Source organism: Staphylococcus sp. EG-SA-10, assembly GCF_017151945.1.
Classification (GTDB): domain Bacteria; phylum Bacillota; class Bacilli; order Staphylococcales; family Staphylococcaceae; genus Staphylococcus; species Staphylococcus aureus.
Map to the genome: position 1 here is coordinate 63,829 of NZ_JACVZJ010000006.1, position 24,291 is coordinate 88,119.

The window sequence follows — 24,291 nt, forward strand, 5'->3', positions numbered from 1 at the left end:
TAACAATACAAATATTATAACATAATTTAAAATCCAATTAAGTACGATGCTTAAATAAATTATAATCTTTCTAATTTACTTTTGAGTTTTTGACAAAATGATGAACGTTGAAAAATGTTATCAATTGTGTACTAATTAAAAGTTTCGTGCTTACATTATTTTTAAAATTTTTGTATAAGTTTTGTCGTACAAAAACTATGAAATATACGGTTCAATTAAATTCCATATTTGTTGTTGTTTATTATTTTGAATTGATGAATAACTTACAATTGTATCGTCTGGGTCCATATCTAATTGTGTCTTAATATTTTTAATATGCTTTTGAACTTTACCTTTTGGAATTTTGTCTTCTTTAGTACATATAACTAAAGTAGGAATATCAAAATGTTTCAAATAATTGTACATTAAGATATCATCTTGTGTTGGATCATGTCTTAAATCAACTAATTGAATAACTAATTGCAAATTCTCTCTCTTAGTTATATATTCCTCAATCATTTTCCCAAATTTTTCACGTTGTGTTTTACTTACTTTAGCATATCCATACCCTGGAACATCCACAAAAATAAGTTGTTCATCTATATTATAAAAATTTAACGTTTGCGTTTTGCCGGGTTGCTGTGATGTACGTGCCATATTTTTTCTACCAATCATACTATTGATAAATGTAGACTTACCTACATTAGATCGACCGCTCAGTGCAACTTCAGACAATTCTGTTTCTGGATATTGTTCTTCCTTTACTGCACTAATGATTAATTCTATATTATTAGTATTAACTTTCATTTTATATCCTCACTTTTTTATATTTTCTTTTAACTCTACCATTATATAATATTTGAACCTTTCGGTATACATTATAAAAAAGCTCCGATCAAAGTTAAATTATTTGAGCGTCAACTTTGATTGGAGCTTTTCACTTTTATAACACATCAATGATTAAGCTGATGTTTTACTATTATTAATTAAATTACCTTCTGCGTCGTATAGTTCTGGTTCAGTTTCTTCATTAATTGTTTGTGCTGTAATAACTACCTTCGTTACATTTTCGTTAGAAGGCACATCAAACATAATATCGATTAACGATTCTTCTATGATTGAACGTAAACCACGCGCACCTGTTTTTCTTTCAATTGCTTTTTCACTAATTGCTGATAAAGCTTCTTCAGTGAACTCTAAATCCACATCATCTAATTCCAGCATTTTAGTATATTGTTTCACAAGTGCATTTTTAGGTTGCGTTAAGATGTTTTTCAACGCAGTTACATCTAATGTTTCTAAATTAGCTACAATTGGCACACGTCCGATAAATTCAGGAATCAAACCATAGGCTTGCAAATCTTCTGGGCGAATTTGTGCTAATAATGCTTGTTCGTCATATTTATCAGCTTCATTGCTTGAGAAACCAATAACTTTTTCACCAAGACGGCGCTTAATCACTTCTTCAATACCATCAAAGGCACCACCAAGAATAAATAAGATATTTGTTGTATCAATTTGAATCATTTCTTGGTTTGGATGTTTGCGTCCACCTTGTGGCGGAACACTTGCAGTTGTACCTTCTAAGATTTTAAGCAATGCTTGTTGAACACCTTCACCTGAAACGTCACGTGTTATAGATGTGTTTTCAGATTTACGTGCAATTTTATCAATTTCATCTACATAAATAATACCTTTTTCGGCTTTATCAATGTCAAAGTCAGCTGCTTGAATTAATCTCAACAAGATATTTTCAACATCATCGCCTACATAACCAGCTTCAGTTAAACTTGTCGCATCTGCAATTGCAAATGGTACATTCAACGTCTTGGCTAATGTTTGGGCTAATAATGTTTTACCACTACCTGTTGGACCAATTAAGGCAATGTTACTTTTTTGTAATTCAACATCATCTTCTTTTGGTCCTAATTGTTGAATACGCTTATAGTGGTTATAAACAGCCACAGCTAAAGATTTTTTAGCTTTTTCTTGACCAATAACATATTCGTTTAAATGATCCATAATTTCTTTAGGAGTAGGTAATTCTGTAATCGCTTCAGAAGTGTTTTGAGCTAATTCTTCTTCGACGATTTCTGAGCATAATTCAATACACTCATTACAAATATATACACCACTTCCTGCTACAAGTTTTTTTACTTGATCTTGGTCTTTTCCGCAGAAAGAGCATTTCAAATTTTCTTCATCTTCATTGAATTTAAACATTCTTTTTACACCCCTATTCGTTAAAGACTATACTAGATTGGATATTACAATGCAACATATTAACATACAAACTTTTTGCTTAAAGAATAGTAGCAGATACATAAGCTATGCATCTGCTACTCATTTTTGTAATTTAATATTTAATGAAGATTAATCTTCTTTAGTTCCTTCAACGAACTTTGCGTTATCTCTTAATAAATCGATAACTTTTTGGATACGAACATCATTTTTAATGATATCAGTATTACCTAAAGTATTTTTGATATCTTCAACTGAGATATTAAATTGTTTACTCATTTTTTCTAATTCTTTATCGATATCTTCATCAGTAGCTTCGATTTTTTCAGCTTCAGCGATCGCAGTTAAAGTTAAATTAGTTTTAACACGTTGTTCTGCATCGTCTTTCATTTGCTCTCTTAATTGAGATTCATCTTGACCTGAGATTTGGAAGTACGTTTGTAAATCTAAACCTTGTTGTTGAATTCTTTGTGCAAATTCAGACACCATACGATCTAATTCAGTATTAACCATTGCTTCAGGAATATCGATTGTTGTATTATCAGTAGCTTTAGTAATCGCTTCTTCTTTTTCAACATTTTCTGCATCTGTAGCTTTTTGTTCAGCTAAACGTTTACGTAAGTTTTCTTTGTACTCGTCTACTGTATTTGCTTCTGCATCTAATTCATTAGCAATTTCATCTGTTAATTCTGGAACTTCCTTGAATTTAATTTCGTTAACTTTTGTTTTGAAAGTTGCTTCTTTACCAGCTAATTCTTCAGCATGGTATTCTTCTGGGAATGTTACGACAACATCTTTTTCTTCGTCAACTTTCATACCTTCTAATTGCTCTTCGAAACCAGGAATGAATGAACCTGAACCGATTTCTAAATCGTAACCTTCAGCTTGTCCACCTTCGAATTCTTCTCCGTCAACTGAACCACTAAAGTCGATGTTAACTGTGTCGCCATTTTCAACAACACCATCTTCTTTAACTACCATTTCAGCTAAATGTCCTAAGCTGTGGTCAATTGCTTCTTGTAACTCATCATCAGATAATTCAGTTTCTTGTTTTTCAATTTCAAGACCTTTATAGTCTCCTAATTTAACTTCTGGCTCAACTATAACTGTTGCTTCAAAAATGAAATCTTTACCTTTTTCAATTTGAGTAACACTTACTTCTGGTTGTGCAACTGGTTTAATATCAGTTTCGTCAATTGCTTCACCATAAGCATCTGGTAATAAAATGTCGATAGCATCTTGATATAATGCTTCTACACCAAAGCGTTGTTCGAAAATTGGACGTGGTACTTTACCTTTACGGAATCCAGGTACGTTAATTTGTTTAACCACTTTTTTGAATGCTTGATCTAACGCTTTGTTTACTTTTTCTGCAGGAACAGTAACAGTTAATAAACCTTCGTTACCTTCCTTTTTTTCCCAAGTTGCTGTCATGTATATATACCTCCATGATTAACTAATTTATTTTTTCAACTTCCCTATTATATCATAGGTCTATTCCCTATACAAACATTGAAATCACAACGTTTATATATTTGTAAATCAACTTTTTTCGTCAAAACTATATTAAAATGCTGAGTATTATTTTGCAACAATTTAACTATTATTATTCAAATCTAATTGCTGAATAAAATTAAATGCATCGATACTTTGTAATTCACATTTAAGTTCTAACATATTTTTGAAATAACATTCGTATGCATTAATCCATTTATTCGTTTCAAACAAAGTTTCAATATCAATTGGATAAATCATGATAGAGTGATTATTCATAATATGGTGTGCTTCTTCAGCGATATGTAAAGCACCATCATTTAATGTTTCCATTACGTTAGGTATAACTTTTTCTTTCAGTGTTGTATGTTCTAGCCCTTTTAAATTAGCTGGTACAAAAGTTACATCCATACCATACTTTTCAATTGTCAGTTCTTGTGTACAATTTGCGAACCTTAAATACTCAATCATTAAACTAATTAGGTTATAACTGTACGTATTAGATTTTAATATATATAATACCGTTTCTTGAAATTGAAAATGACCATTGTCTATTAACTTCAAAATCAAGTGCGTCTGTTCCCTCATTGATAACGTATCAAAATCAGTTAATGACTGAGTCAATCGTTTTTCATCTTCAATTAATTTTGACTTAGCAAATTCCTTAAGAGGATGTAATGCCATTCTTGTTTTGTGATCTTTGACTTCATCAATAATTTGATGAATTACTTCTACCGCTTCAAAATATTGTCCCAAACCAATCAAACTTTTCACGTAATAAATCATCAATGCATCATATTGTTGTATGCCAGTTTTCAATAAGACAATTGTTTCTTCTCTTAATTCAAGAAATGACCCCGTCTCATATAACATACGGCATTTCATCATTGCTATTTCTTCAGTGAGTTCAAATTGACGTTCATATTGTACAATATATTCATACATCAGGTCATAGTTTTGGTCTTGTTCAGCACGTTTTATATCTTTATATAACTTTTTCGAAGAGTTAGGAAACTGAATAATATCTGACATATATGTCACCTCGTTTGATTATAAATCTTGAAGGATTAATGCGCTCCACGTTTCGAAATCATCATATGACTCTATGTTGCCTTTTTCAACCCATTTTATTCGTAAAGTATCTGTTTCTTTAGCTTCTACATCATTCGTACTTACAGTGATTTTAAATACAACACCAATATGTACTTTGCCCACTTCATTATTATCGTCATTAATAAAACCGATATATTCCATATTTTGTGAATCTTGCTCACTTAAACCTACTTCTTCTTCTAATTCTCTCTGTGCATTAACTCTCAATACTTCGTTAATAGATTCTGCTCCTGGAACATCATTCATATGACCGCCTACACCTATTGAAGATTGTCCATGCAATCGAGATTCTCCACCGCCAGATAATCGTTCATACACTAATATCTCGCCATGCTCATTTTCAAGTAAACAATAAGAAATGAGTTGTTTATATGATGGATCCTCTTCCATATCGCCGCGTCGCTTAACTTCATATTGACTTAGCGCATCAAAAATATTTTGACCTTCTGGTTTATTCTTATTTAAAAACCCATTGAAAGTATTCTTTTCATTATTAAAAATAATTTCTCTAGGTACTACAATGATTTGTTCATCAAATTTAGACATCGTATAAAACTCCTCACTTTAATGTTTGTTCTCTTAAATGCATTTTAGCAAATATGTCATGTTTTAGCGATTAAATGTGGCATTTTGCTATTTAAAAAATAAAAAAGAGATGACAATGCCATCTCTTTTTTATAAGTGTTATTATTTTAAAGCATCTTTAGCTTTAGTTACTAATTGAGCAAATGCTTTTTCGTCAGAAATTGCAATTTCTGATAACATTTTACGGTTAATGTCGATACCAGCTTTTTTCAAACCGTTCATTAAACGTGAGTAGCTCATTTCATGTTGACGAGCTGCTGCGTTGATACGTGTAATCCATAATTTACGGAAGTCACGTTTACGTTGACGACGGTCACGGAAAGCGTATTGACCTGATTTCATTACTTGTTGCTTAGCTACTTTGTATAATGTATGTTTTGAACCGAAGTAACCTTTAGCTAATTTAATCGTTTTTTTACGACGCGCTCTTGTTACTGTTCCACCTTTAACTCGTGGCATAAAAAATTCCTCCTTAGGTAATTCCTACCGATTTCTGTATTTGTTCTTATTTTTTGTATGCTAATAATTGTTTTACACGTTTCATGTCGCTCTTAGACACTAATCTAGCTTTACGTAATTGACGTTTTTGTTTAGTGCTCTTGTTTGCGAATAAGTGAGATGTGAAAGCTCTTGAACGTTTTAATTGACCTGAAGCAGTTCTTTTAACACGTTTAGCTGCTCCGCGGTGAGTTTTCATTTTTGGCATAATATAAGTCCTCCTGTAATAGCTTTAATTATTTTTCAGCTGTTGGCGCTAACATAATAAACATTTGACGCCCGTCCATTTTAGGTTTTTGTTCAACTGTTGCTATATCTTTGCATTCATCTGCATATTTTTCTAGCACACGTTGACCAATTTCCTTATGCGTAATGGCACGCCCTCTGAAACGAATAGATACTTTACATTTATCGCCTTTAGTTAAGAATTTACGTCCGTTTTTCAACTTAGTTTGGAAATCATGTTCCTCAATTGTTGGACTTAAACGAATTTCTTTAACATTGATAATTTTTTGTTTCTTTTTCATTTCTTTTTCTTTTTTCTGTTGTTCGAATTTGAATTTACCGTAATCCATAATTCTTGCAACTGGTGGTTTCGCATTCGGTGCAACGACCACTAAGTCTAAATCTACACGTTCAGCCATTTCTAAAGCTTCACGCTTTGATTTAACACCAATTTGTTCACCATCTTGACCGATTAAACGTAATTCTTTTGCACGAATTTTGTCATTGATTTGAGTTTGATCTTTTGCTATGGTTGACACCTCCAAAATTTTTACGAAATTTGCACCAAGCAAAAAGGAAGAGCAGGTATAAAATACCCGCTCTTCCTTATACACAGTTATGTGTAATGTGATTAACCTGCCAACTGCTTTATGCGTCGCTACAGGTGAGAAGCGGGTGCTTCTACTTGGTTCGTTTCGTATTCAACGTTGTTAATCATATCAACAATTCACATTTAAGTCAACACCATAACTGTAATTATTTTTATTTTAACCTTTTATTTCATCCATTGACACGTCTTGACGTAAATCTACTTGTTCTAATGGAATTTTTTTCGTTTTATATCGAAGCTTATGATAAATAAAGAATGCTAAAAATACTGGAATTCCCATATACGTAATTAGGAAGCGGCTAAAATTAAAATCTCCTGTTTTAATAAAGTCCACATCTTGACCGATGATTACAACAATACATAAGATAGCTGCAAAAATAGGTCCGAACGGAAACAATTTAGCTGTATATTTCAATTTAGATTTATCATAATTTTGTTTATCAAATGCTCTTCTAAATCGATAATGACTCACTGCGATACCTACCCAGGCAATAAAGCCAGTTAACCCACTTGCAGCAACGATATATTGATAAGCACCTTCTGTAACACTTTGTACCACAAATATGATGACTACAATAATTGCAGTTACTAATAAAGACATATATGGCACACCATTTTTATTTGTTTTCCCAAATGTTTCAAACGCCAATTTATCTTTACTCATTGAATAAAGCATACGCGTTGAGGCATACATTCCAGAGTTTCCTGCTGATAAAACTGATGTTAAGATAACAGCATTCATAAATGAGGCTGCAAAAGCAAATCCTGCATTTTTGAAAACTAGCGTAAACGGAGAGGTTGCAACGTCATTACCGCCTCCCATTAATGCACTACTATCATAAGGAATTAACATACCGATAACAAAAATGGCTAAAATGTAAAATAATAAAATTCTCCAGAATACTTGTTTAATCGCTTTCGGCACAGCACGTTCAGGATTTTCTGATTCACCAGCCGTAATACCAATTAACTCAGTACCTTGGAATGAGAAACCAGCGATTAAGAATACACCTAGAATTGATAACAAACTTCCTCCTAGGTTGCCACCTAAAATAGGTCCTTCACCTTTATTAAATATTTCAAATCCTACAAAATGTCCACCCATAATTCCTACAATCGTTAATAAACCAATAGCAATAAAAACGATAACTGTAACAACCTTTATTAATGCAAGCCAATATTCACTTTCACCATAGACACGAACCGATAAAGAATTCAGACTAAAAATTATAACTAAGAACAATGCACTCCACGCCCAAGCGGGTATGCCTTGCAATGGTGTCCAATATTGAATGACTTGTGCTGCAATCGTAATATCTGCTGCTACAGTTACTACCCAGTTAAACCAATAGTTCCAACCAAGCGCAAACCCTAAAGATGGATCAACAAATCTTGTAGCATATGTACTAAATGAACCTGATACTGGCAAATAAGTAGCCATTTCGCCAAGTGACGTCATTAAGAAAAATACCATTATTCCGATAATTGCGTATCCTATTAATACTCCCAAAGCACCTGCATCATGAATTGCTCCACCAGAAGTTACAAATAAACCTGTACCAATACAACCCCCAATCGCAATCATAGAAATATGACGATCTTTAAGTCCCCTTTTGACAACATTGTTACTTTCATTTTGAACTTTTGACATATAAGCTCCCTTTCCATGTTTTAGAGGCCAAGTAATAAATAACCTTTATTTACTTTCATACCCTTTTTTTACAGAATATAGTGATATTAAAAGTAAAAAAGTGGCTACATACCTTTAAGATATGCAACCACTTTGGCAATTATCTATATAAGGTAGCACATCACATTCTGTGACAGTACAGTTCCTATTCGAAAACTGTCCCAATAGATATAATTTATGGTTTATATCTATTTCGGCATCTTTACCTTTCACTTGTTCAACTTATGTACCATAAATACTTCTGACAAGTTACTAATTAAACATGCAACCTCTAACTCAATTTAATATTTTAACTAACTTGTAATATACAGGATTCATCACGCATAATCAACCCTGTAAAACTTGATACGCAATAAAAGTTTCAAAGCATTTTATTGCGACAACTGTCTATCTATGTTTTTTCAAACGAATTTCATCAACTAGATTCCAGATAAATTCATCTTTTTCAACTGTTTCTTGGTCTTGCGATCCATATTGACGCACATTCACTTGATTATTTTCAACTTCCTTATCCCCAACTACGATTTGATAAGGTATTTTTTGCATTTGAGCTTCTCTAATTTTATAACCCATTTTTTCATTACGCTCATCAATACTTACACGAACACCTTGAGATTTCAATTCATCTTGTAATTGTCGCGCATAATCATAATGTAAATCAACGTTAACTGGAATGATTTGAACTTGTTTTGGCGCTAACCAAGTTGGGAATGCACCTTTAGTTTCTTCAGTTAAAAATGCTACAAATCGTTCCATTGTTGATACAACACCACGATGAATAACAACTGGACGATGATGTTCACCATCTTGACCAATATAAGTTAGATCAAAACGTTCTGGTAATAAGAAATCAAGTTGTGCTGTTGATAATGTCTCTTCTTTACCCATCGCTGTTTTAACTTGAACATCTAGTTTCGGACCATAGAATGCCGCTTCACCAATCGCTTCTTCGTACGATAAGCCAAGCTCATCCGCTGCCTCTTTAAGCATATTTTCAGCTTTATTCCACATGTCATCATCATCAAAGTACTTTTCTTTATCTTCAGGGTCTCTATAACTTAATCTAAAGCTATAATCCTCGAAACCAAAGTCTTTATACACATCAATAATCATGTTTACAACGCGTTTGAATTCTTCTTTAATTTGATCAGGTCGAACAAAGATATGTGAATCATTTAAAGTCATACCACGAACACGTTGTAATCCTGATACAGCACCACTTGCTTCATATCTATGCATAGTTCCTAGCTCAGCGATACGGATAGGTAATTCACGATATGAGTGTGGTTTATTCGCATAAATCATCATATGATGTGGACAGTTCATTGGACGTAATACCATAGATTCAGTTTCATCTAACTGCATTGGTGGGAACATATCTTCTTGATAGTGATCCCAGTGACCAGATGTTTTGTATAAATCAACATTAGCAAGTACTGGTGTATAAACGTGGTCATACCCCATGCTAACTTCTTTATCAACAATGTAACGTTCAATTTCACGTCTGATTGTTGCACCGTTAGGTAACCATAATGGCAAACCAGCACCAACTAATTGGCTATTTGTGAATAATTCTAACTCTTTACCAATTTTACGATGATCACGTTCTTTACGCTCTTCTAACATTTGTAAATGTGCTTTTAATTCTTTTTTATCAAAGAAAGCAGTACCGTATATACGTTGTAACATTTTGTTGTTACTATCTCCACGCCAGTATGCACCTGCTGTAGATAATAGTTTAAACTCTTTAATTTTAGCTGTTGATGGAACGTGAACTCCACGACATAAATCAGTAAAATCACCTTGACTGTATAATGTTACATTTTCATCTTCAGGAATCGCGTCGATTAATTCTAATTTGTATTCATCATTGCTGAATAACTCTTTCGCTTCATCTCGTGAAACCACTTTTCGTTCGATTTTCATATTTTCGTTAACGATTTGTTTCATTGTTTTTTCAATTTGTTCAAAGTCATCAGATGAGATGTTTTGGTCTATGTCGAAGTCATAGTAGAAGCCACCTTCTATTACAGGACCAACACCAAATTTAACATTACCATATAATCTTTTAATCGCATGTGCCATTAAATGTGCAGTAGAATGACGTAATACCTCTAACGCTTCTTCACTACCTGGTGTCACAATTTCAATTGATCCATCAGTTTCAAGCGGTTTAGTTAAATCTACAAGTTGCCCGTTAAATTTGCCGGCAACTGCTTTTTTACGTAATCCAGGACTAATTGATTGTGCTATATCTTCAGTAGTAGTACCTTTATCAAACGCCTTTTTATTACCATCTGGAAATTGAATATTAATTTGTTCCATGTTAAACCCTCCTATTTGCTTTATAAATACTTTTATCTGACCTCGTTAAAATATTGAACACAATCATCGTTTTAACATTAAACCTATTAACAATAAACAGGGAATTTATGACACCAACGAACATTTTTGTCTAAAAAAACAAAAAATCCCGCCCCTATACAAGGGACGAGATCGTCGTGGTACCACCCTAGTTATTTAATACAAGTTATGTATTAAATATCTCTGCTTAAGATAACGGTCTTGAGCCGAGTATTCATTACAAATACCATAAATGAAGTAGTAATCATCTAATTTATTAACCATATTCTCATCAAACAATGGCTTTCTGTGTAATATTGATTAGATCATCTTGTCTTCAATCATTTAAACGATTTAGATTTGTATTCATTATACACCAATCATTTTAAAATTCAATTGTTTCTGAAATTTTCTCCTGATAAAAAGTATGGTGTTGACAAAGATTTGACACGTTCAATAATACGTGCTGCTTTAGTCTTCTCTTCACCATCACGAGTCATCGCTAAATGATGTTCCAATTCACTATAGTCAAAATTAGAACTAAAGAATGTTGGTAATTCATGAACCATTCGATAATGTAACAAAGGTCCAATTACCTCATCTCTCACCCATGGAGTCACTTCTTCAGCCCCAATATCATCAAGCATTAAAATGTTTGCTTCTCTTACGCGATGTAATTTCTTTTCAAAAGAACCATCTTTAAAGCCACCTTTTAATGTTCTAATAAATTCCGGTAAATAAATAATTGTCGAACGTACCTTCTTAGATTTGAGCTGATTCGCAATTGCACCTAGAATAAAAGATTTACCTGTCCCAAATGGACCATAAAGGTAAAGGCCTTTCACTTGTTCCCCATTAGTTATTGCTGTACATATATCATCTGCTGCCATAGCTACATCAAGACGGTCTCGATGATTCATATAAATATCTTTCAATTTGGCATTTAAAGTATCTCGTTGCATATGATGAGATGTAATTAGCTCAGCTTCAAAGCGTTCTTCGTCGTACTTGATTTTACATGGGCATTGTAAATAGCGTATTTTAATTCGGTTATTATCAACATATAACTCAGGCACATGCCCCTTTACGAAATTTGGACAATCAGCAAATTTATGACCGTCATAATGTTTTTGTTGATCTTTATACTCTTGTAACACATTTAAGTCTTCATCAATCATAGCATTCGTTAATTCAGCTCGATGCGCTTCCAAAAATTGCTTAACATCTGGGTCATTGATTACTTCTTTTTTTATCTTTTCTATTCTTTTTTCAAAGTCCTGCGACGTGTTAATTATACTTTTAAATTGCTTCATTATTGACTGTCCTCCTCCCATTTTTTAGATAATTTATCTAGAAATGCTTGTCGATCTTGCTCTAATTGTTGATCATCTACGCTATTATCTTTAGCCGAATCTTCTTCACTAGGTTTATCTCTATTTTCTAACCATTTAGGTGTTTTTTCTTTTGAAATGCGATTACGCTGCCCATAGTATGAACCACGCTTTTGGTAATTTCCGCTAGAACCCTCATTTTTAGGTTGATTAACTTTTTTAGCATAATTATATGCTTCTTTAGCTGTCTTAATACCTTTTTTCTTCCAATTTGATGCTATTTCCAAAATATACGCTTTAGGAAGTTTCATATCTTCTTTTAACATGACAAATTGCAACAAAATATTAATGACGCCAAAAGACATTTTTTCACGTTCAATTAATTCTTCAACCATTGTCTTTTGCGATATAGTTGGTTCTGATTCAGACCAAGAAGCTAACATATCAATTGGACTCGTTTGTTCAAGTAATTCAAACCATTCATCACTTTGTGGCTTTGGATTCACTTCTGAAGATTTGGCCGTCGAAGATGAAGTAGCAGGAGATTTCACCTGTAATTTAGGCATTTGATTTTCGTGTTCCATTAAGTAATACGAGCGTGCTTGTTTACGCATTTCTTCAAAGGATAACTGTTGTCCACTTGTAATTGAATTTAAAATAACATGCTTCATGCCATCTGCTGTTAAACCATATAAAGTCGCGAGTTGTGTAATTAAACGCTTTGCATCTTTGGTAACAATGTCTTGACTAATAAAATGTTTACCTAACATTTGTCTCAACATTTCAAAGTCAAAAGATTCATTTGATAAATCGATACCTTGGTACGGTTCATTAATCGGAATATCACTTGTATCGATATCTATTTTTGTAGACGGCACTTTAAAAACATCAGTAAATTGTCTCGTTACCTGTTTAAATTCACTCAAATCAATTTGTTGATACTCAAAGTATTTCTTCAACTCATGAAATCGACGATGCTCAACTTCACTATATAAAAAGATTGACAACATTGGATCATTAAAAAATAAATGTGCTGAAGGCGGTTGAATTAATTGGTAAACAAATTGTGTTTCTTGTTCATCATGTTTGACAAACGCCTTTAACAATCCAATCGCTTCAAGTAAGTCCATTTGTTGTCTAAACTCTAGTAAATTAATTTTAAGTTCATTCATAAAAATATAATGAGAAAGAATCAATGTTTCATTATGACTTTCTTTAACAAATTGAGTCATAAAATGATATAAACCCACTGCTTGTGTTCCAATTAGCGGTGTATACAGTCGATTCAATACCTCTAAATGATTCGTATTTAAATCAAAGTGTTGCATAACTTTGAATTGATCCTTTGGTCTTAAGCCGAATTCGAAGGCTTGTCGTCCCATTTAAGCATCACTCCGTTTGTTTTCGCTTAAAATCCCTTGCATCGATGCTAACAATTGATCAACATCTTTAAATTCTTTATAGACTGATGCAAATCTAACATATGAAACTTGATCAACATGCATTAACAAGTTCATAACGTGTTCACCTATATCTCGTGAAGACACTTCCGTATGACCTTCATCTCGTAATTGCCATTCAACCTTGTTTGTTATGTCTTCAAGTTGTTGATATCTAACAGGTCGTTTCTCACAAGAACGCACAAGTCCATTAAGTATCTTTTCTCTTGAAAACTGCTCTCTTGTGCCATCTTTTTTCACAACTATAAGCTGACTAACTTCGATATGTTCAAATGTAGTGAAACGTGTTCCACAATTTTCACATTCTCTTCGTCTTCGAATGGCATTTAATTCATCGGCATGCCTTGAATCTACAACTTTAGATTGTGTAGAATTACATTTCGGGCATTTCATTACATCACCCTCTTTATTTTGATTATGCCTAATTATACTATAAATCTAGAGATGAAAAAAGAATCCCTCAATTTAATTCATTTAACCAAATAATGAAACAATAAAAAACATTATATCGTTACTTATTTAGTAATATGCATGACAATATTATTGTATTAAAAATAAAAAACCTAACTCCGAAGTCAGAGTTAGGCTATAAATAAATTGTATTAACTTGCACTTACAGTTTCTTTTGATGTCAAAAGTGCTCCAATTTGCTCAGCAACATCTACAACTCTATTTGAATAACCCCATTCATTATCATACCAAGCGATAACTTTTACTTTATTCCCTGACATGACCATTGTTGATTTTGCATCAATAATAGCTGAATGTGGATTAGTATTAAAATCAACAGACACTAGTGGTTGATGTTCGACTTCAATGATACCTTCTAAACCTGCATTTTCAAAAGCTTGGTTTACTTCTTCTGCAGTTACTTCTTTTTCTAAATCAACAACTAAATCAACGAGCGATACATTCTTTGTTGGTACACGTAATGCCATGCCATGTAATTTACCTTCTAATTCTGGTAATACTTCTTTTAAAGCTTTCGCCGCACCAGTAGAAGTAGGAATAATGCTTTCATTACATGAGCGTGCACGTCTTAAATCTTTATGTGGATTATCAATATTTTTTTGGTCATTTGTAATAGCGTGAACAGTAGTCATTAAACCATTAACTATTCCAAACTGATTATTTAAAACTTTTGCAACTGGACCAATGCAATTAGTAGTACATGAAGCATTACTAAAAATGTCAAATGCTTCTATATCTAATTGGTCATCATTTACGCCTTTAACTACCATTTGAACATGTCCACCTTTTGAAGGACCAGTTAACAATACTTTTTTGGCACCTGCTTTAATATGTGCGATGGCTTTATCACCATGATTAAATTTACCAGTTGCATCTATAGCAATATCGATATCTAATTCTTTCCATGGCAAGTTTTCAGGATTGCGATCAGCAACCAATTTAATTTTATGATCTCCAACTTGCAATCCATTTTCAATCGGTTCAACTTTTAGATTATATTTTCCATGTGTTGTATCGTAATTGATTAAATGTGCAATTGTTTCGGGTGGATAACTAGCATTTATCGCTACTACATTTAAATTTTTATTTTGTAATGCAATACGTAATACCATTCTTCCAATTCTACCCATACCATTAATTGCAATATTCGTTGACATTAAAAGCACCCCTTGATTTTTATGTGTTATACTTTATGGAATTAGTATAGCATATTATATGAAATTTGAAAGCGTTTTCTGTTGATTTATTTATCTTTTTTATAAAAAATAGTCATTACTTACATACATCAACGCGTACGTAAAGTAATGACTTATTTATAGAGTGATATTAATCTTCTTCTCCGTAATTCGGCTTTTCAATATAACCTTCTTCTTTTAACAATCTCTCAAGGTTTTGTTTTAATTCAAGTTTATCCCCTAAATTATCGATAACATGATCGGCCATTCGGCTTTTTTTATCAATAGAAATTTGGCTATAGACACGAGCTTTCGCATCTTCTAATGACAAATTATTACGTTGCATTAAACGATCCATTTGTATACTTTCAGAAGTGTATACAACCCACACTTCGTCTACTGTATTTTCCAATTCATTTTCAAATAATAATGGAATATCCATGATTACATTATATCCTTGTTTTAAATATTCTTGCTTTTCTTCTTCCATAATATCTCGCACGATAGGATGTATGATAGCATTTAATTCTAAGCGTTTTTCTGGATGGTTAAACACTAAATCACCCATATAACGACGATTCATCTCACCATTTTCATCAATTGCTTCATCACCAAAGACTTCTCGTACTTGAGCTAAACCTTTACTCCCCTTTTTAACAGCTTCCCTGGCTGCTTTATCAGCATCTACTACTTTAAAACCGAATACGGATAAGAGTTCTGATACTGTTGATTTTCCTGAGGCGATTCCACCTGTTAGACCAATAACTTTCGGCATAATTTCACTCTTTCTTTATTTTTGACATACTGGACAATAATGACTATTTCTTGTCGCGATGATTTTTGTTTCAATTTGACTTCCACACACTTTGCATACCGGCTGCTTATATACATTAAGATGCAATTGCATCTCACCAGTTTTTCCATCAGCATGACGATAATCTGAAATACTTGTACCGCCATGCTTAATACCTTCTTCTAGTACTTCTCTAACATAATAAAAAACCATTTCTTGTTGTTGATGTGTTAAGTCTTTTACTTTTTTATCTGGTAAAACACCTGCACGAAACAACGCTTCACATGCGTAAATATTTCCGCAACCTGCGATTACTTTATGATCCAAAATCACTTGTTTGATTGGTTTATTCTTATTAGACTGTTGATTAATTCGATTTAAATAATACGTCAATGCTTCATTTGTAAAAGGTTCAGGCGCTATTTCTAAAAATGAAGGATAAGATGCTACAGACGCAACATTTCTAATTTCTCCAAAACGACGTATATCTGAATAAATTAACTTTTTGTCATTTGACAGTTCAAAAATAACATGCCAATGCTTACGATAATTAGGTATCATAATATCTTCAAGTTCATCTACAATGAAAAAACCACCCGCCATTCCTAAATGGCTAATTAATGTACGTTGTTCTCGTTTATTATCTAGTTGAAAAACGATATATTTACTTCTTCGTTCTACATTAGTAATGGTATAGCCTTCCGATAAAGTTTTAAAAGTATCTAATTCAATTCCTTTTATAATTGTTTCCTTGCCTTGAGCCTTACCTTCGATTACTTTATCCGAAAATATAACGTGTTCAATTTTTTGATTTATAACGTAGGGTTCAATTCCTCTTTTTACATGTTCTACTTCTGGTAATTCGGGCATACCATTAACCTCACTTTATTTTGCATCATACCAAGTTGCACCATAACTTGAGTCTACTTTTAATGGAACATCTAATTGCAATGCATTTTCCATTATCTCTTCTACAAATTCACTAAATGAATCTACTTCTGACTTAGGTACTTCAAAAATTAATTCATCGTGTACTTGTAATAATAGTTTAGCTTGATATGTTGTCTCTTTCATTTTTTGCGCAAATTTAACCATTGCCAGTTTAATGATATCTGCAGCACTGCCTTGTATTGGCGTATTCATAGCAGTACGTTCAGCAAAGCCGCGTAAATTAAAGTTACGACTCGTAATATCAGGAATATAGCGTCGACGATGTAGCAATGTTTCCACGTAACCTAAAGCTTTGGCATCTTTTACAATATCAGACATATATTGTTTTACACCTGGGAAACTAGCTAAATAATCATCAATGAATGCTTTTGCTTTTTTACGAGTAATACCTAAACTTTGACTTAAACCATAATCACTTATCCCATAAACAATTCCAAAGTTAACCGCTTTTGCTTGACGACGCATTAAACTATCGACTTGATCAGCTTCTACACCAAATACTTTCATAGCAGTTGCTGTATGAATATCATCGCCGTTGATAAATGCTTCTTTCATACTCTCATCTTGTGTAATGTGTGCTAATACACGCAATTCAATTTGAGAATAATCTGCTGATAATATAACGCTATCTTTTGAAGTTGGTTTAAAGGCTTTTCTTATTTTACGCCCTTCTTCAAGTCTAACCGGAATATTTTGTAAATTAGGATCTACACTTGATAAACGTCCAGTTTGCGCTAAAGTTTGGTTAAAACGTGTATGGATACGTTGATCATCACTAATTACTTTTTGCAATCCTTCAACATAAGTAGACTGTAACTTAGATAATTGACGATATTCTAAAATATAATCAATGATAGGATGTTCACCTTGCAATTGCTCTAAGACATCTACAGCAGTAGAATATCCTGTTTTCGTCTTTTTAATAACAGGTAATTGTAATGTCTCAAACAATACAACACCTAATTGCTTAGGAGAATTTATATTAAAATCTTCACCAGCTGCATCATGGATATTTCGAATCAAGACGTCTAATTTTTCTTGAATTTCTTTTTCCATTTCTTCTAAATCGTGAACATCTGTATATATACCAATTTCTTCCATTTCACTTAAAATCTTAGCTAGCGGTAGCTCTAAATCAGCTAAGAGTTCTGCTTGATTGTATTCTTCTAATTGTTTATCCATATTTGGTTTCGCAAAGTAAATTGCATCAGTAATAGAAGCAACATATGGATTTAAAACATCATCTTCAGGCACCTTAAATTTCTTACCTTTTCCATATATACTCACATCGTCTTTCACAAAACTTTGACCGTACAATGAAACAACTGATTGAACATCACTAATCGTACGAGATGGATCAATTATATAACTGGCCAACATAATATCGAATGAAATATTTTGAATATCAATTCCCAATCTATGTGATGCTACATATGTTTTTTTAGCATCATATACGACTTTTTTCGTATTCGGATTTTCTAACCACGAAACTAGTTCGGCATAATTATTTATGTCATCCGCATTAATTACAATATGTTTCTCACCTGTAAATAAAGAGAATTTTAAAATATTATTTCGCAAATAGTTACCACCGTCTAATTCGAAATGGATGGCCGCTTCTTTCAATGAAGTAAAATCAACATTATCAAAAGACGTTTCAATTTCAAATGTCTTTTCTATTGCATCTTCAACGCTAGCTGATTGATCAATGTCAGCCAACAATTGTTTGAATTCTAACTTCTTAAACAATTCGATTTTTTCTTGTTGTTCACCTTGATTAGTCATTAACGTATCTTCAAGTTTTACTTCAATCGGACTATCTACATTAATCGTTGCTAATTCTTTACTCATTAATGCATCTTCTTTGCTATTTTGAAGTTTTTCTTTTAACTTTTTACCTGAAATTTCATCTAAATGTTCATAGACACCTTCTACTGTGTCAAATTGGTTCAGCAATTTTATTGCTGTTTTCTCTCCAACACCTGCAACACCTGGTATATTATCAGAAGTATCTCCCATTAATCCTTTCATATCAATAATTTGATTAGGTGTTAGCCCGTTGTATTTTTCCGCAATAAAGTCAGGTGTATAATGATCAACATCAGTAACACCTTTTTTAGTGTAATAAATGGTTACATTATCCGTAGCAAGTTGTGTTAAATCTCGGTCTCCCGTAATAATAATTGTCTGAAAGCCCGCTTTATCTGCTTCTTTACTTAAAGTTCCGATAATATCATCTGCCTCATAGTTATCTAATTCATAACGTTTAATATGATAAGCATCTAATAATTGGCGTATATAAGGAAATTGCTCACTTAGTTCAGGCGGCGTTTTCTGGCGTCCACCTTTATATTCACTATATTTTTCATGTCTGAAAGTCGTTTTACCTGCATCAAACGCTACTAAAAAATGATTTGGCTTTTCTTCTTTTAAAATCTTCTCTAGTAACATTGCAAAACCATATACTGCATTGGTATGAATGCCTGCTTTGTTTGATAACAAAGGTAATGCATAAAAAGCTCTAAAACTTAAGCTATTACCATCGATTAATACTAATTTATTCACAATTTTAACCTCCAGAACTAATTTATATATATTTTAGCATATTCGACTGTGATGTCGTAATTAAAGAAACTATCTCATAGAGTATTTATACACGACCTAATTTCAAATAAAACAAGTGACTATATAGACTAAACTAAAAAATAAAAAGACATAATCATGATTGTTCTTGATGAGCACTCCATAAAGTCAGGTTAAAAGTCCAACTTTTGAGATGCACATTATCATTTCATGATTATGTCTACTTTTTAATATTTTTATGCTGCTATTTTAAATTTTTATAGGTAAAAATAAGTTATGAATCGTCAGAACCAAATGGAATATATTTAACTTTGGTCATTTTCGGTAATTCTTCATAATTATTAAACCACTCTTGGTAATTTTTATTGATTGGTGACGGATGATGCATATAATGTTCAAACGGCAATGATTCCACTGTATAAACCTCTTGTCGTGGATGATCTTTAATTTGTTGTTTTAATAACTGAACTCTTTTTTCATGTTCATAATGAACATAAATAAATGCACTAAGATATATCATAGCTAAAACTAGTGATGCACCTTTAATAAAATCAACATTGATTGACTTATATTTCCGAAATTCTTTTACTAAAATAATTAAAATGATTACATGTATCGTATAAACAATCAAAAAATTACCTGGTTCAATTGGAGTAACAATGACTAGTGTCGACGCAGAAACACATATTGCAATAAGTAAGGAATATAAAGTAATTTGTGTTTTACGATCATTAATAGACAAATAAATACCTACAAATATCGAAAACGCAAAGTAACCACATACAATTATGTTCGCAAAACCAACCAATCCAATATCTGTATTTTTATTTAATAAAAACTGATTGTAAAATAGTAAATAATAAAGCGGTAAAGTGATAAATCCTATCATAATGATACGCCGCTTTAATATTGTTAAATGTACATACCGATCACTTCTAAGCAGTAGATAAATAATAAGCGCTGCAATCATACTTAAAATTATAACCTGACTGAAAATGACACCATATGGAAGTGACGTTGATATCATTTCTGCAAATTTTGAAAAGATACCTTGATTATTAGAAACTTGTTGATATTCTGATCCTTCAAATAAAATTTTGCGATAATTTGGATTGGAAAACATAATGATTGTACCTATAGTAGCAATCATAAATGAAAACAATAATTTATAATTAAGTGTTCGATTTGCAGTAAATTCATACAGAAAAGCTAAAATTAAAATGATACAGTGGAATAATGTCACATTCTCCATAAATAATTGACCGAAGAAGCATAAAACATAGAATAGTACTGTAACACTTACCGGCTGCTTTTCTTTATATATAATTGCATTAATACAATAATAAATGATAAAGAGTGAAATTAGTGTTGATGTCGCATAATTGTAAAATCCTGCAAACCAGCCAAATGTATCTGCATAAATAGCACTTGGTAAAATTAACATTAAAGAAAATGCTAACAAATAATAGCTTGTCCACGCTTTACAACGTGTAATGTGCATAATCATCCAAATGATCCCCATACTAATGAGACCATATGAAAGCCAACGTAACCAGCTTACATGTACAGCTATAATTTCAAAGATATTTCCGATATAGCGACCATTAAGTGATGCAAATCCTACTTTTAAAATATCAGTATTATAATTGCTAAACCATTGTAAATCATCGTGCATGAGTGGTAGTAAGATACCCATAAAAGTATAAAACAATAATATCGCAATTAATATCAAAGTTGTCTTGTGTAATTGAATTGTTTTCACTTTGCTAATCCTCAAATCTAGTTAAATTTTCCTCAACTTGTAGGTCGAAAAATTAATTCAATATTTTTAATGTATTTCTAATTTTCACCTATGCATGTTTCCTCAATCAAATTAGATAAACAAGGTATTTAATATTACTTTCAACAATTTATCTAAATCGCCCCTCGTCTTTTTCTATGACGAATGATTACACTTGTCTATTCAAGTGTTTAAATTAAGATTTATTTCCGTTCAAATAAAACTTATTACTTTTTAATTAAGCATCTATTTTAAGCGCATTACTAAAATTTCTTTATTATAATAAATATATTATAAAATTGCTTGATTCACAACAATCTATTACTTATAACTTACAAAACGATATATGCTAATGACAAAATTGACAACCGAATTTATTCCAATTCATTAACTCTAATTTAATACCAATAGAGATTTGAACGAAATAAAAAAGCAGCAACAACTTCGTGAAAAATACACGCGCTGTTACCACTTTAATTTTTATTCTTTATAATCTTTTAGAATAACTTTGAACGTTGAGCCTTTGCCAACTTGACTATTCACTTCAATATTGCCTTGGTGGGCCTCTACTATATGCTTTGTAATTGATAATCCAAGACCTGTCCCACCAGAATCTCTACTTCGTGCTTTATCTACTCTATAAAATCTTTCAAAAATACGTTGTTGGTCTTCTAATTTAATACCTATACCAAAATCTTGTACTTCGAAAATGACACGAAAGTCATCTCGATACACACGAACGTTAATATCTCCATCTTCATAAGAATAGTTAATTGCATTCGTTAACAAATTCGTGATAACTTGAGCAATTTTACTTTCTTGTGCTTTAACAATGACATCTTTTTCAATATCAGTATGAATGGAAATATTTTTTTGATTGGCTTGAGTCATCATATTATCAATAATACGCCGCGTTAAATCTGATAAATTCATATAGTCTGTATCTAACTCGGTATGTTGCTCAATATGCGATAAATCTAACAGATCTGTTACTAAAGATTCTATTCGATTTGATTCTTTTAAAATTATGTTCAAAAACATGTCTAATGATTCCGCATCATTTTTTGCACCATCAATAAGCGTTTCAGCAAACCCCTTAATTGAAGTAATAGGTGTTTTTAATTCATGTGAAACATTTGCTACAAATTCACGTCTTAAATTTTCAAGTTGTTTCAGATTTGTAATGTCATGCATCACAACTAAAATCCCTTGCAAACTTTTTTGAGACCTAGTTAAAATCGGAACGCATGAAATGTCAAAGTACTTGGCATGGACTTGGTTTATTGCAACTTCCAATTGTTCATAGATAGGTTTTTCAACTTTAAAACTTTCTAAAATTAATTGCTCAATTTCAGTATTAACATAGCCGTGATAGCCTACTTGTTCAATATTATGCGAGATGTTGAACTGTTCGTAATACGCTTTATTTGCAACAACGATTTTTCCATTTCGATCTATCATTAAAATAGCACTTGGAATATTTTCAATCGTTGTTTTTAAACGGTTGGATTGAATTTTTTGCTCATTATTAAGCTTTTGAAGGCGTCGTGCTAAATCATTGGTAGACACAAAAAGCGCTTTAGTTTCTACAACATTACTTTCAGGTACACGTATGTGATAATAACCATTTGCCAACAATTGTGTTGCATAAGTAACTTCTTGAATAGGACGGATTAGTGTACGCTTAAAACTACGGCTTGCAAAATACAGACAGATAAGTACAACTAAACATGTCAATATAAGATATTTCCACAACGTCCAATGCATTTCTGTAATATCGTTATTGTAACCTTTAATCCATACATGATAACCGTTAACCTTCTTATTAAAAATAAAAACGTCCTTTTTTTGAATAAAGCTATCACTATTTGGGATAGCTTTCAGTTTGCCACTACTAAACACCTTTTTATCATTTTTAGTTATCAATAAATCTATATTTTGCTGTTTTACAATTTCTTTAACTTTATCAATCTCATTATCTTGGACTAAATAAATATATGATCTTGCATCTGTTGCTAGAGCTTGTTCGTGTTTTTCTGATAAAACATATGTGATGGAAGCGTGAATAATAATGCCTAATGTAATAAAACTGATAATTAATATACTGCTTATCAATAACATTAAGCGGTGGTGAAACTTCATCATTGTTCTTTAGGTCTTTCCAATTTATAGCCTAAGCCACGCACAGTTTTAATAAGTTGTGGCTTCTTAGGATTATCTTCTAATTTATCTCTTAAATGACTGATATGTACATCAACAATTCTTGAGTCTCCTGCGAATTCATAATTCCATACCGTATTTAACATATGCTCTCTCGTAATGACTCTGCCTTGTCTTTCTATCAAATAAAGCAACAGTTCAAATTCTTTCGGTGTTAGCTCCAATAGCTCATTATGCTTATATACTTCAAAATAATCGGGTCTAATACGTATCGATCCGATGGTAATATCATCGTCAATCTCTTCTACTTCTTTTACAAATTGAGAACGTCTTAAAATAGCTTTCACACGAGCAACAACTTCTCTAGGTGAAAAAGGCTTAGTCATATAGTCATCGGCACCTAATTCTAAACCTAATACCCGATCAAATTCATCATTTTTCGCCGTTAACATTAATATAGGGACTAAATTTTTATTTGTTCTTACAGTCTTACATACGTCAATGCCATCTTTTTTAGGTAGCATAACATCTAAAATAATTAAATCTGGCTGTTCATTTTCTACCTTTTCTAAAGCCTCATCACCATCAAATGCGACAACAACTTCATAACCAGCTGTTTCTAAGTTATATTTAAGTAATGTTACGATTGAATGTTCGTCATCTACTACCAACACTTTTTGCGACATGGTATGCCTCCCTAACTTATAATTATATTTACATTATAACCGAACTATTTATAAAAATAACATCCTACACATTATCTTTACACATTTTTTACATTACTTTACACATAAATAAAATACTTCTTA

The 24,291-nt window shown here is 32.1% G+C and carries 22 protein-coding genes, 1 riboswitch and 1 other annotated feature; all 22 genes read right to left on the bottom strand.

Annotation, left to right across the window (positions count from 1 at the left end):
- Window positions 1–195 precede the first annotated feature (195 nt).
- Window positions 196–786 (bottom strand): ribosome biogenesis GTP-binding protein YihA/YsxC, encoded by a 591-nt coding sequence (gene yihA, locus IDG45_RS06755; protein ID WP_000867855.1) that lies wholly within the window; start codon window positions 784–786, stop codon window positions 196–198.
- A 153-nt stretch (window positions 787–939) separates the two neighbouring features.
- A complete protein-coding gene (clpX, locus tag IDG45_RS06760) occupies window positions 940–2,202 on the bottom strand; it encodes an ATP-dependent Clp protease ATP-binding subunit ClpX (protein WP_000472293.1) in 1,263 nt (420 codons plus the stop codon).
- A gap of 150 nt (window positions 2,203–2,352) precedes the next feature.
- Window positions 2,353–3,654 carry a trigger factor gene (gene tig / locus IDG45_RS06765; protein WP_000127565.1) on the bottom strand — a complete coding sequence of 434 codons (1,302 nt, stop codon included), beginning with the start codon at window positions 3,652–3,654 and terminating at the stop codon, window positions 2,353–2,355.
- 47 nt (window positions 3,655–3,701) lie between these two features.
- On the bottom strand, window positions 3,702–3,812 hold the full coding sequence (locus IDG45_RS06770) for a hypothetical protein (RefSeq protein WP_001790560.1): 111 nt from the start codon (window positions 3,810–3,812) through the stop codon (window positions 3,702–3,704).
- Between the two features lie 4 nt (window positions 3,813–3,816).
- On the bottom strand, window positions 3,817–4,746 hold the full coding sequence (locus IDG45_RS06775) for a hypothetical protein (RefSeq protein ID WP_001280019.1): 930 nt from the start codon (window positions 4,744–4,746) through the stop codon (window positions 3,817–3,819).
- An 18-nt stretch (window positions 4,747–4,764) separates the two neighbouring features.
- Complete coding sequence (locus IDG45_RS06780; RefSeq protein WP_000032660.1) at window positions 4,765–5,373, bottom strand: NUDIX domain-containing protein; 609 nt, start codon at window positions 5,371–5,373, stop codon at window positions 4,765–4,767.
- Between the two features lie 141 nt (window positions 5,374–5,514).
- A complete protein-coding gene (rplT, locus tag IDG45_RS06785; RefSeq protein WP_001138360.1) occupies window positions 5,515–5,871 on the bottom strand; it encodes a 50S ribosomal protein L20 in 357 nt (118 codons plus the stop codon).
- A 46-nt stretch (window positions 5,872–5,917) separates the two neighbouring features.
- A complete protein-coding gene (gene rpmI / locus IDG45_RS06790; RefSeq protein WP_001125540.1) occupies window positions 5,918–6,118 on the bottom strand; it encodes a 50S ribosomal protein L35 in 201 nt (66 codons plus the stop codon).
- Window positions 6,119–6,146: 28 nt separating this feature from the next.
- A complete protein-coding gene (gene infC / locus IDG45_RS06795) occupies window positions 6,147–6,674 on the bottom strand; it encodes a translation initiation factor IF-3 (RefSeq protein WP_001791162.1) in 528 nt (175 codons plus the stop codon).
- A 28-nt stretch (window positions 6,675–6,702) separates the two neighbouring features.
- Window positions 6,703–6,828: a sequence feature (ribosomal protein L20 leader region), on the bottom strand.
- Between the two features lie 74 nt (window positions 6,829–6,902).
- Entirely contained in the window at window positions 6,903–8,396 is a 1,494-nt protein-coding gene (locus tag IDG45_RS06800) for an amino acid permease (RefSeq protein WP_206171576.1), read from the bottom strand.
- A gap of 145 nt (window positions 8,397–8,541) precedes the next feature.
- A riboswitch (Lysine riboswitch) is annotated at window positions 8,542–8,717 on the bottom strand.
- Between the two features lie 105 nt (window positions 8,718–8,822).
- The gene (gene thrS, locus IDG45_RS06805) at window positions 8,823–10,760 is read right to left on the bottom strand and encodes a threonine--tRNA ligase (protein WP_000435136.1); all 1,938 of its coding nucleotides are present in this window, start codon (window positions 10,758–10,760) and stop codon (window positions 8,823–8,825) included.
- A 195-nt stretch (window positions 10,761–10,955) separates the two neighbouring features.
- Entirely contained in the window at window positions 10,956–11,078 is a 123-nt protein-coding gene (locus IDG45_RS06810; protein WP_031838009.1) for a hypothetical protein, read from the bottom strand.
- A 92-nt stretch (window positions 11,079–11,170) separates the two neighbouring features.
- The gene (dnaI, locus tag IDG45_RS06815; protein WP_000808621.1) at window positions 11,171–12,091 is read right to left on the bottom strand and encodes a primosomal protein DnaI; all 921 of its coding nucleotides are present in this window, start codon (window positions 12,089–12,091) and stop codon (window positions 11,171–11,173) included.
- Complete coding sequence (gene dnaB, locus IDG45_RS06820; protein ID WP_000533486.1) at window positions 12,091–13,491, bottom strand: replicative helicase loading/DNA remodeling protein DnaB; 1,401 nt, start codon at window positions 13,489–13,491, stop codon at window positions 12,091–12,093. The genes dnaI and dnaB overlap by 1 nt, the downstream gene beginning before the upstream one ends.
- Window positions 13,492–13,962, bottom strand: a complete 471-nt coding sequence (nrdR, locus tag IDG45_RS06825) for a transcriptional regulator NrdR (RefSeq protein WP_000650082.1) — start codon at window positions 13,960–13,962, stop codon at window positions 13,492–13,494.
- Between the two features lie 209 nt (window positions 13,963–14,171).
- Complete coding sequence (gap, locus tag IDG45_RS06830) at window positions 14,172–15,197, bottom strand: type I glyceraldehyde-3-phosphate dehydrogenase (RefSeq protein ID WP_000106134.1); 1,026 nt, start codon at window positions 15,195–15,197, stop codon at window positions 14,172–14,174.
- A gap of 169 nt (window positions 15,198–15,366) precedes the next feature.
- Window positions 15,367–15,990 (bottom strand): dephospho-CoA kinase, encoded by a 624-nt coding sequence (gene coaE / locus IDG45_RS06835; RefSeq protein WP_001127171.1) that lies wholly within the window; start codon window positions 15,988–15,990, stop codon window positions 15,367–15,369.
- A gap of 15 nt (window positions 15,991–16,005) precedes the next feature.
- Entirely contained in the window at window positions 16,006–16,878 is an 873-nt protein-coding gene (gene mutM, locus IDG45_RS06840; RefSeq protein WP_001114459.1) for a bifunctional DNA-formamidopyrimidine glycosylase/DNA-(apurinic or apyrimidinic site) lyase, read from the bottom strand.
- 15 nt (window positions 16,879–16,893) lie between these two features.
- Window positions 16,894–19,524 (bottom strand): DNA polymerase I, encoded by a 2,631-nt coding sequence (gene polA, locus IDG45_RS06845; RefSeq protein WP_001038318.1) that lies wholly within the window; start codon window positions 19,522–19,524, stop codon window positions 16,894–16,896.
- Window positions 19,525–19,816: 292 nt separating this feature from the next.
- Window positions 19,817–21,304, bottom strand: a complete 1,488-nt coding sequence (locus IDG45_RS06850) for a hypothetical protein (protein ID WP_168784184.1) — start codon at window positions 21,302–21,304, stop codon at window positions 19,817–19,819.
- Between the two features lie 498 nt (window positions 21,305–21,802).
- Window positions 21,803–23,464, bottom strand: a complete 1,662-nt coding sequence (gene pnpS, locus IDG45_RS06855) for a two-component system histidine kinase PnpS (RefSeq protein WP_072433282.1) — start codon at window positions 23,462–23,464, stop codon at window positions 21,803–21,805.
- Entirely contained in the window at window positions 23,464–24,168 is a 705-nt protein-coding gene (locus IDG45_RS06860; protein ID WP_000080026.1) for a response regulator transcription factor, read from the bottom strand. Before IDG45_RS06860 ends, pnpS begins: the two co-directional genes overlap by 1 nt.
- Window positions 24,169–24,291: the final 123 nt, after the last annotated feature.

What these genes read in the sequence shown, in the direction of transcription:
- yihA (WP_000867855.1), bottom strand. Translation starts at nt 786, where the DNA reads ATGAAAGTTAATACTAATAATATAGAATTAATCATTAGTGCAGTAAAG.
- clpX (WP_000472293.1), bottom strand. Translation starts at nt 2,202, where the DNA reads ATGTTTAAATTCAATGAAGATGAAGAAAATTTGAAATGCTCTTTCTGC.
- tig (WP_000127565.1), bottom strand. Translation starts at nt 3,654, where the DNA reads ATGACAGCAACTTGGGAAAAAAAGGAAGGTAACGAAGGTTTATTAACT.
- IDG45_RS06775 (WP_001280019.1), bottom strand. Translation starts at nt 4,746, where the DNA reads ATGTCAGATATTATTCAGTTTCCTAACTCTTCGAAAAAGTTATATAAA.
- IDG45_RS06780 (WP_000032660.1), bottom strand. Translation starts at nt 5,373, where the DNA reads ATGTCTAAATTTGATGAACAAATCATTGTAGTACCTAGAGAAATTATT.
- rplT (WP_001138360.1), bottom strand. Translation starts at nt 5,871, where the DNA reads ATGCCACGAGTTAAAGGTGGAACAGTAACAAGAGCGCGTCGTAAAAAA.
- rpmI (WP_001125540.1), bottom strand. Translation starts at nt 6,118, where the DNA reads ATGCCAAAAATGAAAACTCACCGCGGAGCAGCTAAACGTGTTAAAAGA.
- IDG45_RS06800 (WP_206171576.1), bottom strand. Translation starts at nt 8,396, where the DNA reads ATGTCAAAAGTTCAAAATGAAAGTAACAATGTTGTCAAAAGGGGACTT.
- thrS (WP_000435136.1), bottom strand. Translation starts at nt 10,760, where the DNA reads ATGGAACAAATTAATATTCAATTTCCAGATGGTAATAAAAAGGCGTTT.
- dnaI (WP_000808621.1), bottom strand. Translation starts at nt 12,091, where the DNA reads ATGAAGCAATTTAAAAGTATAATTAACACGTCGCAGGACTTTGAAAAA.
- dnaB (WP_000533486.1), bottom strand. Translation starts at nt 13,491, where the DNA reads ATGGGACGACAAGCCTTCGAATTCGGCTTAAGACCAAAGGATCAATTC.
- nrdR (WP_000650082.1), bottom strand. Translation starts at nt 13,962, where the DNA reads ATGAAATGCCCGAAATGTAATTCTACACAATCTAAAGTTGTAGATTCA.
- gap (WP_000106134.1), bottom strand. Translation starts at nt 15,197, where the DNA reads ATGTCAACGAATATTGCAATTAATGGTATGGGTAGAATTGGAAGAATG.
- coaE (WP_001127171.1), bottom strand. Translation starts at nt 15,990, where the DNA reads ATGCCGAAAGTTATTGGTCTAACAGGTGGAATCGCCTCAGGAAAATCA.
- mutM (WP_001114459.1), bottom strand. Translation starts at nt 16,878, where the DNA reads ATGCCCGAATTACCAGAAGTAGAACATGTAAAAAGAGGAATTGAACCC.
- pnpS (WP_072433282.1), bottom strand. Translation starts at nt 23,464, where the DNA reads ATGAAGTTTCACCACCGCTTAATGTTATTGATAAGCAGTATATTAATT.
- IDG45_RS06860 (WP_000080026.1), bottom strand. Translation starts at nt 24,168, where the DNA reads ATGTCGCAAAAAGTGTTGGTAGTAGATGACGAACATTCAATCGTAACA.